Source organism: Labrys sp. (in: a-proteobacteria) (assembly GCF_047605565.1).
GTDB classification, from domain to species: Bacteria; Pseudomonadota; Alphaproteobacteria; order Rhizobiales; family Labraceae; genus Labrys; species Labrys neptuniae.
Window position 1 is genome coordinate 143,095 of sequence record NZ_JASGFM010000013.1, and the last position, 11,040, is coordinate 154,134.

An 11,040-nucleotide genomic window follows, 5' to 3' on the forward strand; every position below is an offset into this window, starting at 1 on the left:
GAGACGGAGTTTGACGGGTTTGTGGGAGAGTTTGTGGGCGGTCGCCGGCTGGCTGGCGGTGATCTTGGCCGTGATATCGTTGCTCGGCTGGTCGGTCACCTTCGGCTCGACCCTGGCGACCTTCTATCTCGTCTTCAAGCATTGGCGCCTGCGCAAGGTCGGTGTCGAGGCCGAGCGCCTCCTGCTGGCGCGGGGCCTGCCTGACCGGGCCGACCTGCCGGATGTGGTGGTGCAGATCCCCACCTTCAATGAAGGCGCCATGGTCGCCCGTGCGCTCGACGCCGCCACCGCTCTCGACTGGCCGCGCGAGCGCCTGCATATCCAGATCCTCGACGATTCCACCGACGGCTCCACCGTCTTCGCCAATGAAGAGGTGGCGCGGCGCCGGGCGCAGGGCTTCGACGTGGTGCTGATCCATCGCAAGGATCGCACCGAATACAAAGCCGGCGCGCTCGCCAATGCGATGACGCTGACGCCGCATGGCTTTTTCGCCATTCTCGACGTCGACTACGTGCCCGACCCCGACTTCCTCAAGAAGACCATGACCTGCCTGTTGGCGGATCCCAAGCTCGCCTTCATCCAGGCCCGCTTCGACTATCTGAACCGGGATGCCAACCCGCTGACCCGCACCCAGGCGGTGCTGCTCGACGCCCATCTCGCCATTGAGCAGGGCACCCGCTGCTGGGCCGGCCATCCCCTACCGTTCAACGGCACCTGCGGCGTCTGGCGCCGGGAGGCGATCGAGGCGGCCGGCGGCTGGCGCGGCGGCACCTTGGCCGAGGATCTCGACCTGTCCTACCGGGCCTGGCGCATCGGCCGGCGCGGCTCCTTCCTGATGAGCGTGCCGGTGCCCGGCGAACTTCCCGAGACGATGAAGGCCTGGATGACCCAGCAGCAGCGCTGGACCAAGGGCTTCGGCGAAGTGATGCTGCGCCTGCTCTGCCCGATCCTCGGCGACGGTTCGCTCTCGCTCACCGATCGCCTCAAGGCGGCGATGCATCTGGGGGTGTGGTGGTCGGGCCTGGCCTGGGCCGTGGCCCTGCCGGCCGGCATCGGCGCGATCGTGCTGGGCGCGCCGCTGCGCTGGGAGTTGGCCGGTATCCTGATCGGCCAGCTGCTGATCGGTTATATCGCGCTCTTCGTGTTCCTCAGGGCCGGCAATCTGTCCCTGCGGCCCGGGGAGACCAGCCTCTCCGATTTCCTGCGTGAATTCGTGCAGGTCTCCCGCGATCTCTTCCGCATCGGCGCCGTCATCGGCCCCGCCCAGCGCGAAGTGATCTTCGGAAAACGCAGCGAGTTCGTGCGCACCCCGAAATCCACGGCAGCGCCCAAGGTCGTCTGAGACTGGTCCGTTGTCTCAGGCCGCCGGCCTGAGCACGCCGGTCTGACGGCCGGCAGCGGCGATGATGTCGAGCGCACGCTCGATATCGGCGGCGCTGTGGGCGGCCGAGACCGAATAGCGCAGCACCACCTCGCCATTGGGCGTGGCCGGTGGGATCAGCATGTTGACGTAGAGCCCGGCGCGAAGCAGGGCGGTCCAGGTGTCGAGCCCTGCCTTGATGCCCGGCATGCGCACGGCGCCGACCGGGCCAGGCGGGGCCAGAGGCGGCAGCCCGAGGCCGGTCAGGCCGCGATGCAGGGCTTCGGCATGGCTGAACACGGTTGCGCGGCGCTCGTTGTCACCGGCGATGATCGAGAGCGCCTGCCGGGCTGCGGCCACCACCGGCGGCGGCAGGGAGGCGGTATAGAGATAGCTGCGCGCGGCAAAACGCAGGGCCCGGAAGGCCGGATCATTGGTGACGCAATAGCCGCCGACCACGCCGACGCTCTTGGAGAAGGTGCCGACGATGACGTCGACCTTGTCTTCCACGCCCTGCGCTTCGGCGACGCCGCGCCCCCGGGCGCCGTAGAGCCCGAGCGAATGGGCCTCGTCGACCAGCAGCACGGCGCCGGTCTCGGACGTCACGGCACTGATCGCTTCGAGCGCGGCGACATCGCCGAGCACGCTGTAGAGGCCCTCGACGATGACGAGCAGGCGGCTTGGCGCGATCTCGCTTTGTGCGATGATGCGGGCGAGATCGGCAGCGTCATTGTGCTTGAAGGTGAGGATTTTGGCGCCCGAGAGCCGGCAGGCATCGAAGATCGAGGCATGGCAATGGGCGTCGAGCACCACGGCGTCGCCTTCGCGCACCAGCCCGCCGATGGCACCGAGATTGGCCATGAAGCCGGTGGAGAACACCACGGCATCGCGCCGGCCGTAGAGCTCGGCGATCGCCTTTTCCAGCTCGACATGCAGGGCCTGGTTGCCGCTGGCGACGCGCGAGGCGGTCGAGCCCGTGCCGAAGCTCGCCAGCGCCATACTGGCTGCCTCGATGCAGGTGGGATCGAAATTGAGGCCGAGATAGGAGTTGGTGCCGAACATCAGGGTTTCGCGCCCCTCGATCACCGCCCGAACCGGGCTCAGCACTCGCTCGATCACCACGCTGAGCGGGGTGAGGGCGCCCCCGGTGGAGCGGTCGAAAATATCGGCGAATCCCTGCGATCGTGCCCTGATGCCCGGCGGCCCTGCCATCGTTACTCCTTGTTTCCAAGCCAATCCAACGGATTGGCTGGAGTGTCTTTGTGATTCCCGGCAATTTCGCCAGATCATGAAACTCGATCGCCCGGCAAGAGTTTCCACTTGCCGGCTCGTTTCGGTCATACCTTATTTTTTCGCCTCGTCCATCCGGACCGGGATGAATCTGCTGCCCGAAGGGAGTTCGTGCCTTGAAACGCCTGATCGTCAGCCATCGCACGACCTATCGCTATGCCGAATCGGTCAGCTTTGGGCCGCATCGCATGATGCTGCGCCCACGCGACAGCCATGAGATGCGACTGATCTCGGCCACCCTGACCACCTCGCTGCCGGCCGAGTTTGCCTGGACCTACGATGTCTTCGGCAACGAGGTCTGCACGGGGGTCTTCACGGGCCAGGCCGGCGAATTGTCGATCGAGAGCCGGCTCGAGATCGAACGCTTCGCCTCGGCGGTGCCAACCAACCACCTGACCGGCGGCGAGGCACCTTTCCCGGTTACCTATTCGGCCGACGAGACCATCGATCTCGGTGCTGCCATGCTCGCCTCGGCCGACGACTATCCCGACGATCTCAGGCTCTGGATCGCCGGGGCCCCGAAGCGCCATCCGGGCGGGGCGCGGGATCTGCTCACCGGCCTGTGCCAGGAGATCCATGGCGAGTTCGCCTATGTCACCCGCTTCGAACAATCGACCCAGGATCCGGCCGTCACCTTCGCAAACCGAAGCGGCGCCTGCCGTGACTTCGCAGCCCTGTTCATCGCCGCGGCCCGGCTGCTCGGCTTCGGAGCGCGCTTCGTCTCGGGCTATCTGTTCGATCCGCCGCCCGAGGGAGGAGCGCAGATCCTGCAAGGCGCCGGCGCGAGCCATGCCTGGGCCGACGTCTATCTGCCGGATATTGGCTGGATCGAGTTCGATCCCACCAATGGCCTGGTGGCGTCCGACCGCCTGATTCGCATCGCGGCGGTGCGCGAGCCGCATCAGGCGATACCGATATCAGGCTCGTTCATCGGCACGCCCACCGCCTTCATCGGGCTGTGGGTCGGCGTGGATGTCGAGGAGGTCGAGGAGGCGGGCCTGTCGCCGTACAGGTGACGTTCGGCCTTGTTTGAAGGCCAATATTCTTTCCGAGCGGGGACTTTAGAAGCTAGAATGGGCTTCATTCTCTCCGAACCGGAAGCAATGTATGGAACGGCTCGAATGCGACCGCATGTTCGTGGCAGTGCTGGAGGCCGGCAGCTTCTCCCACGCGGCGGCCCGGCTCGGTACCAGTTCCGGCCAGGCTTCCAAGCTGGTGTCGCGGCTGGAAGCCGATCTCGGCGTGCAATTGCTCAAGCGCACCACACGGGCCTTGTCGCCGACCGAGATCGGCCGCGCCTATTACGATCGCATCAAGGCCGTGCTGGAGGAGTTCGATGCCCTCGATGCTTCCGTTCGCAGCGCCTCGGGCCTCGCGGCGGGACGCATCAAGCTCTCCGCGCCCCTCAGCTTCGGCACCATGCATCTGGCGCCAGCCTTCGTCGCCTTCGCCAAGCTCTATCCCGATATCCAGCTCGATGTCGGCTTCACCGACCGCGTGGTCAGCCTGGTCGACGAAGGCTTCGACATGGCGGTTCGCATCGGCAACCCCGGCGATTCCAGTCTGATCGCCCGCAAGCTCTGTGAGGTCAGCATGGTGACGGTGGCGGCGCCCGTCTATCTCGCCGAACATGGCGAGCCCCTGCACCCCCGCGAATTGGCGCGCCATGAATGCATCATCGATACCAATTACAGCGATCCGCTGAGCTGGCGTTTCCAGACGGATGGGGCGTCGCTGCAGGTGGCGGTCAGGGGACGGCTGCAATTCTCGAACGGGGAGGCGAGCTTCAAGGCGGCGGAGGCAGGGCTCGGCATTGCCTGTGGGCCGAGCTTCCTGGGCGGCGAGGCGCTGCGAGCGGGCCGCCTCAAGCCCGTGCTGCGCAGCTTCGAGGACAGGCCGCTCGGCGCCTATGCCCTCTATCCGCCCGGCCGGCATCTCGCGGCCAAGATACGCGTTCTCGTCGATTTCCTGGCCGAACGCTATCGCGGCAGGCCGCCCTGGGAGCAGGGATGGTCCTGACATAAGTTCCACAATGGAAGGAATGTTCTGTCCTGAACCAGGATAATCTCCAGAACGGAAATGGTGCAATGTACAGGCAGCAATCCTGTCCCTGGAGACGATCATGTTCGACACCCGCACCGCCCCCTATGCCGCCCTGTTGCTGCGCCTGGCGCTCGGCGTTCTCTTCCTGGCCCATGCCGGGCTGAAGATCTTCGTGTTCACGCCGGCCGGCACCGCCCAGTTCTTCGGCTCGCTCGGCCTGCCGCCGGCGCTGGCCTATGTGACCATTGCCTGGGAGATCATCGGCGCGCTTGCGCTTATTCTCGGCGTCTGGCCGCGCCTGGCTGCCCTGGCGCTGATTCCGGTGCTGGCAGGCGCCATCGCCACCGTGCACGGCCCGGCCGGCTTCTTCTTCACCAATCCCAATGGCGGCTGGGAATTCCTGGCGCTGTGGATCGCCGGCCTTCTCGCGCTTGCCCTGATCGGCGACGGTGCCCTGGCGCTGAGGCCGACCCCTTCGCGCGCCGCCGCCAACTGACGCAATGCTTGGCGCGTTAACCCGCCCTCGTCCGGAGGATATCATGTCAGCCAGTGACGCTCCCCTCAGCATCGGCACGGTCGGCCTGACCGTGCACGACCTCGATGCGACAAGCCATTTCTACGAACAGGCGATCGGCCTGCAGGTGGTGTCGTCGGAGGCGGGCCTGCGCCGGCTCGGAACCGGCGAGACGGTGCTCCTGGAACTGCGGCATGATCCCAAGGCCCGGCAGCGTTCGCCCCGGGAGGCCGGCCTGTTCCACACGGCCTTCCTGCTGCCTGACAGGGCCGATCTCGGCCGCTGGCTCAAGCATGCCGTCGAGGCGCGGCTGCCGCTTCAGGGCGCTTCGGATCACCTGGTCAGCGAGGCGATCTATCTGTCCGATCCCGAAGGCAACGGCATCGAAGTCTATGCCGATCGCCCGCGCAGTGCCTGGAGCGTCGACGGCGGCACGGTGACGATGTCGACCGAACGCCTGGACGCGCAGGACGTGATCGCCGCTGCCGGCACGACGCGCTGGCAAGGCTATCCGGCAGGCGGTATCGTCGGCCATGTGCATCTCCAGGTCGGCGCCACCGAGCCGGCGGATGCCTTCTTCGGCGGTGCGCTCGGCTTCGATCTCACCGCCCGCTATCCGGGTGCCAGCTTCTATGCGACGGGCGGCTATCACCATCATCTGGCCGCCAATATCTGGAACAGCCGAGGGGCGGGCCCGCGCGATTTTCCTTCGACGGGCCTGGCCGAGGTCGCGATGATCGCAGCCGATGAAGACATCCTTGCCGCCTTGCGGAACCGTGTACGGGCTGCCGGCGTTGCCACTACGGAAAAGCAAGGCGGCTTCGCCCTGCACGATCCCTGGGGAACCTCGTTCTCCATCGTCACCCGCAAAGGCTGAGTCATGCTGGTCAACGGAAAATGGAGCGCCGACTGGCACCCGGTGCAGGCGACCGACAAGCAGGGCGGTTTCGTGCGCCAGGTCTCGAAGTTCCGCAATTGGGTCACGCCCGACGGCAGCGCCGGGCCGACGGGCGAGGCCGGTTTCAAGGCCGAAACCGGGCGCTATCATCTCTATGTCGCGCTGATCTGCCCCTGGGCCTCGCGCACCCTGATCGGCCGCAGGCTCAAGGGGCTCGATGACGCCATCTCCGTCAGTGTGGTCGAACCTTCAACCACCGAACAGGGCTGGCGCTTCGGCACCTATCCCGGCGCGACGCCCGACACGGTGAACGGCGCCACCTATATCCACGAGATCTATACCCGGGCCGATCCCAACTATACCGGCCGCGCCACGGTGCCGGTCTTGTGGGACAAGCAGCGCGGCACGATCGTCAACAACGAGTCCGCCGATATCCTGCGCATGCTCAATGATGGTTTCGGTGCCCTCGCCCGCAATGACATCGACCTCTACCCCGCGGATCTGCGCCCCGAGATCGACGCCCTGAACGAGGCCATCTATCCCAGCCTCAACAACGGCGTCTATCGCGCCGGCTTCGCCACCACGCAAGAGGCCTATGAGGCCGCCTTCTGGGGCATTTTCGCCATGCTCGACCGGATCGAGCAGCGTCTTGCGGCCGGCGGCCCCTTCCTGTTCGGCGCCCGCCTGACCGAAGCCGATATCCGCCTGTTCGTGACGTTGGTGCGCTTCGATGCCGCCTATCACGGGCTGTTCAAATGCAATCTCAGGCGGATTGCCGACTATCCGGCGCTCTCGGCCTATCTCGCCGCGATATTGGCAGTGCCCGGGATCCGCGAGACCGTCAGCATCGATCACATCAAGCGCGGCTATTATTCGATCAAGGCGCTCAATCCCAATGGCATCGTGCCTGTCGGCCCCGACCTGCCGGGATTGACCACGGTCGAGGCCAAGGCGGCATGACGGAGAGCCTGATCATCCTCCTGCATGGCGTCGGCAGCAATGGCGGCGACCTCATGCATCTGGGTGACATCTGGCGCGAAATGTTGCCGGGCGCCACCTTGGCAGCGCCGGACGCGCCCTTCGTCTTCGAGGGCGGCCGGGGCCGGCAATGGTTCAGCGTCGCCGGTGTGAACGCGCAGAATCGCGGCGGGCGCATTGTCGCCGCCCGGACCGCCTTCGACGCCACCGTTCAGGAGGCCATCGACAGGCACGGCTTTTCGCAGGCGCCCGAACGCGTGGCATTGGCGGGCTTTTCGCAGGGCGGGATCATGGCGCTCGACGCACTCGCTTCCGGCCGCTGGCCGCTGGCGGTCGTCGCCTTTTCCGCGAGGCTGGCGACACCGGCCCCCCTGGCACCGGCGGCGGGAAGCGCCGCCTTGCTGGTCCATGGCGAGGCCGACAGGATCATTCCCGCGCGCGAAAGCGAGGCGGCGGCCGAGCGGCTCGATCGTGCAGGTGTCCATACCGAGCTCTTCATCGAGCCCGGCCTCGATCACACCATCTCATCGGAAGGCGCCATGCAGGCGGTGGATTTCCTGGCGCGGCGCCTGGGCACCCGAGCGCATGCTTAGCGTTGGCCCGACACGTCTGAGATGTTTGCGCAGCCCCTCACCCTTACCCTCGCCCGTTCTTACGGGGAGAGGGTAAGGGTGAGGGGCTGCGCGACGGTAGATACGGTACGCATTCACGCCAGCGGCAGTTCCACCACGAAACGGCTGCCGCCGCCTTCGCGGCTTTCGCAGCGTACCGAGCCGCGGTGGCGCCCGGCAATCTGGCGCACCAGCGCCAGGCCCAGGCCCCAGCCACCGGAGGTCTCGCTGCGGCCGGCGGGCCGGTAGAACGGCTCGAACAGATGGTCTCGCTCTTTCTCGGCAATGCCGGGGCCGCGGTCGCTTACCTCGATGCGGGCCTGTCCCTTGTCGCTGGCGATGGTGATCTCCACCGGCGGCCTGCCATGCTTGCCGGCATTCTCCAGGAGGTTGCGCATCAGCCGGCGCAGCAGCGTGGCATCGCCGCGGATTTCCACGGGCTCGCCATCGGCGGCGGCGCCGGTGCGGGCGGCCTCCTCGGCCGCCAGGCCCAGGAGGTCGACCGGAACCCCTTCGAGCGGCATGGCGGTGGCATAGTCGAGCCGGCTGGCGAGCAGGATCTCCTCCACCAGCTGGTCGATCTCCTGCAGGTCCCGGTTGATCTCCTCGCGCACAGCCGCGCTGGGTTTGTCCGCGCCGATTTCCACCGCCATGCGCAGCCTTGCCAGGGGCGAACGCAATTCGTGGCTGGCATTGGCGAGCAGCGCCTTCTGGGAATTGACCAGGGCCTCGATCCGGCTGGCGGCGCCGTTGAAGCTGCGGGCCACCATGGCGACCTCGTCGGTTCCCTGTTCCGCCACCCGTCGGTTCAAGGCGCCGCTGCCCCAGCTCTCGACACCGGCGCGCAGCGTTTCGAGGCGACGGGTCAGCCGGGCCGTCGCCGGCCAGGCCGCGATACCGACGCCGCCGGCGACCAGGAGGGCCAGCAGCAGCACGCGCAAGCCCGGCTTCGGCGGCCGCGGCAATTGCGCGAGCACGGTGCGCCCGCCCGGCAGGTCGAGGCGGACGACATGATCGAGCCAGCGCTGTGGCACATCGTCGTCTCCAGCCGGCAGGGCGATTGGAAAGCCGCGCGAGGCGATCAGCACGCGCTGCTTGCTGTAGACGGAGATCGAGGCGCCCATTTCCTCGCTGAGCTTGCGGATCTCGTTAGGCAGGTCTTCCGGCGTGCGTTCCTGGAAGCGCACCAGCTCGTCGGTCAGCCGGACGCGCAACGCGCCCCAACGTTCGCCGGCCGTATCGCCCGCCATGCGCCAGAGCGAGCCGACCAGCAGCGCCAGCACGACGAGACAGGCGAGCAGGGTGAGGTAGACCTGCCAGAACAGACGCTTGCGAAAGAATATCAGCATGGGCGCTGGCTCTTGGTCCCGATCAGGCTAGAGCGTTTTCCAAAAAGTTGATAGACTTTTCGATTAAGAAAACGCGTCAAAACAAAAGGTTAGAGAGAAAGTGCGATTCAGCGAAATCGCACTTTGCTCTAGTCCGCATCCTGCCGCTTGGCGAAGACATAGCCGGCACCGCGCACGGTGAGAATGCGGCGCGGATGCTTGGCATCGTCCTCGATGGCGGCGCGGATGCGGGAGATGTGCACGTCGATCGAACGGTCGAAGACCTCCAGCTCCTCGCCCTTCACCAGATCCATCAGTCTTTCGCGGTTGAGCACCCGGCCTGCATTGTCGGCCAGCGCCAGGAGCAGATCGAACTGATGGCTGGTGAGCGGACGTTCCTCGCCATCGATGCGGGCGCTGCGCGAACCGCGATCAATGGTGAGACGCCCGAAGCGCAGGGTCTGGTTGTCGAGTTCGGCCGGCGCGGTGCGCCGGCGCAGCACCGCCCGCAGGCGTGCGAGCAGTTCGCGCGGGTTGAAGGGCTTGGGCAGATAGTCGTCGGCGCCGATCTCGAGCCCGACGATGCGATCGGTGTCGTCGCCCCTTGCAGTCAGCATCACCACGGGAATGTTGGAGCGCATGCGCAGGCGACGGCAGACCTCGAAGCCGTCGAAGTCCGGGAGCATGATGTCGAGTACCACGGCATCGTAGCCGTCGCGCTCGATGGCGCCGAGGCCTTCCGTGCCCGACGGCCTGTGATCGACGTCGAAACCCGCCGCCGCCAGATAATCGCCGAGCATGGCGGCCAGCCTGGTGTCGTCGTCGATGATCAGGATGCGTTCCACGCCCACTGCCTGCTCCGCACGAATGCATTTTCTGGAAAAGACGGTCGACTTTTCAATTGAGAAAATGCGTCAAAACAAAGAGTTGAAGACAAATCCATTCGGCCGCTCCCCGGGAGGAGCGGCCGTCATTCTGTATCGATCCTAGAGCGTTTCGCGACTTGATGGAATTGCCATGTATCGCGAAGGCACACTCGCCAATCCGTTGGATTGGCCTGGCAACAGCGAGTTGGAGCAAAGCGGCGTTTTTCGCCAAGTGCGCTCTGCTCCAGGGGCCTCAATTGTCGCCGTTCTCGCCGTCCTGGCCGCCATCATCCGGCCGTTCGGGGCGGCCTTGTCTGTCAGGGTGTCCGCGATGGCCGCCCATCATCGGGCCGTGCGGGCGCCAAAGATCGGCACGATCGGCCAGCTTGGCGCGCTGCTCGGGCGTCAGCACGTCGGCGGTAGCGAGCACGGCTTCGACGAAGCGTTTCGACTTGGCGTCCGTCCGCGCTACGAAGTCGCTGCGCAGTTTCTCGACCGCCGCCTTGTCGATCGTGGGCGCGCGCAGGAGATCGATGGCCTGTTTGCGGAAGGCGGCCCTGTCTTCCGGCTTGGGGGCGAGGTCGGTATAGGCGGCGGCGACGATGTCGTGCACCTTGGCCTCCTGCTCGGAGGTGGCCGCGACCGAATCCAGCGACATCCGCACGAAATTCTGGATGCGCTCGAGCCGGGGGCCGTGATGCCAGCCACCACCGCCCATTACGGCGGCAGCAGCCAATCCGCCGGCGCCGAGGGCGATGCCGGCCGCCATGGCGCCGCCGAGCACCAGCACGCGTGGCCAGCGGCGGGCGGGGACGGAAGCGTTCGGGCTTTCACTCATGTCAGTCTCCATCAAGGGCAGTGCCGCACGGCAAGGGCCGCGCCGGGCATTGCGGGATGACAAAGCCTAGCCAGGAGAGGTTTCGCGCCGTCCGGGCGTTTGTAAAGTTAGATGAAGCGGATAAGGAAAATCCGCGCCCGTGGAAACCGAGCGCGGATCGATCATTGCGTCCTGCCGAGGCCAGGCCCGGCAGCCGGTCTTCAGAAGGTGACCACCGAGCGGATCGACTTGCCTTCATGCATCAGGTCGAAGGCGGTGTTGATCTCGTCGAGCGGCATGGTGTGGGTGATCAGGCTGTCGATCTCGATCTTGCC

11 protein-coding genes and 1 pseudogene are annotated in these 11,040 nt (G+C 66.2%); 7 read left to right on the top strand and 5 right to left on the bottom strand.

Features of this window, described 5'->3' with window-relative positions:
- The first annotated feature begins 10 nt into the window (after nt 1-10).
- Nucleotides 11-1,342: a glycosyltransferase family 2 protein gene (locus tag QM672_RS14285; RefSeq protein ID WP_415083288.1), complete on the top strand. Its 1,332-nt coding sequence runs from the start codon at nt 11-13 to the stop codon at nt 1,340-1,342.
- A gap of 15 nt (nt 1,343-1,357) precedes the next feature.
- On the opposite strand, the gene QM672_RS14290 is transcribed toward QM672_RS14285, so the two are convergent.
- Complete coding sequence (locus QM672_RS14290) at nt 1,358-2,572, bottom strand: aminotransferase class I/II-fold pyridoxal phosphate-dependent enzyme (protein ID WP_311943736.1); 1,215 nt, start codon at nt 2,570-2,572, stop codon at nt 1,358-1,360.
- A gap of 194 nt (nt 2,573-2,766) precedes the next feature.
- Here QM672_RS14290 and QM672_RS14295 point away from each other — a divergent pair, with 194 nt between their 5' ends.
- From QM672_RS14295 to QM672_RS14320, 6 genes are all read left to right on the top strand, one after another.
- Nucleotides 2,767-3,666 carry a transglutaminase family protein gene (locus QM672_RS14295; protein WP_311943738.1) on the top strand — a complete coding sequence of 300 codons (900 nt, stop codon included), beginning with the start codon at nt 2,767-2,769 and terminating at the stop codon, nt 3,664-3,666.
- Nucleotides 3,667-3,757: 91 nt separating this feature from the next.
- Complete coding sequence (locus QM672_RS14300; protein WP_367625560.1) at nt 3,758-4,669, top strand: LysR family transcriptional regulator; 912 nt, start codon at nt 3,758-3,760, stop codon at nt 4,667-4,669.
- A gap of 103 nt (nt 4,670-4,772) precedes the next feature.
- Complete coding sequence (locus QM672_RS14305; RefSeq protein WP_415083291.1) at nt 4,773-5,189, top strand: DoxX family protein; 417 nt, start codon at nt 4,773-4,775, stop codon at nt 5,187-5,189.
- Between the two features lie 43 nt (nt 5,190-5,232).
- Nucleotides 5,233-6,084, top strand: a complete 852-nt coding sequence (locus tag QM672_RS14310; RefSeq protein ID WP_415083293.1) for a VOC family protein — start codon at nt 5,233-5,235, stop codon at nt 6,082-6,084.
- A 3-nt stretch (nt 6,085-6,087) separates the two neighbouring features.
- Complete coding sequence (locus QM672_RS14315; protein ID WP_311943748.1) at nt 6,088-7,065, top strand: glutathione S-transferase family protein; 978 nt, start codon at nt 6,088-6,090, stop codon at nt 7,063-7,065.
- Nucleotides 7,062-7,676 (top strand): alpha/beta hydrolase, encoded by a 615-nt coding sequence (locus QM672_RS14320; RefSeq protein WP_415083296.1) that lies wholly within the window; start codon nt 7,062-7,064, stop codon nt 7,674-7,676. The genes QM672_RS14315 and QM672_RS14320 overlap by 4 nt, the downstream gene beginning before the upstream one ends.
- Before the next feature lie 113 nt (nt 7,677-7,789).
- On the opposite strand, the gene QM672_RS14325 is transcribed toward QM672_RS14320, so the two are convergent.
- From QM672_RS14325 to QM672_RS14340, 4 genes and pseudogenes are all read right to left on the bottom strand, one after another.
- Complete coding sequence (locus tag QM672_RS14325; protein WP_311943753.1) at nt 7,790-9,043, bottom strand: HAMP domain-containing sensor histidine kinase; 1,254 nt, start codon at nt 9,041-9,043, stop codon at nt 7,790-7,792.
- A gap of 128 nt (nt 9,044-9,171) precedes the next feature.
- Nucleotides 9,172-9,873 (bottom strand): response regulator, encoded by a 702-nt coding sequence (locus tag QM672_RS14330; RefSeq protein ID WP_256390538.1) that lies wholly within the window; start codon nt 9,871-9,873, stop codon nt 9,172-9,174.
- 268 nt (nt 9,874-10,141) lie between these two features.
- Complete coding sequence (locus tag QM672_RS14335; protein WP_415083298.1) at nt 10,142-10,726, bottom strand: Spy/CpxP family protein refolding chaperone; 585 nt, start codon at nt 10,724-10,726, stop codon at nt 10,142-10,144.
- A 200-nt stretch (nt 10,727-10,926) separates the two neighbouring features.
- Nucleotides 10,927-11,040: pseudogene (locus QM672_RS14340) on the bottom strand (S-(hydroxymethyl)glutathione dehydrogenase); the annotation flags it as partial.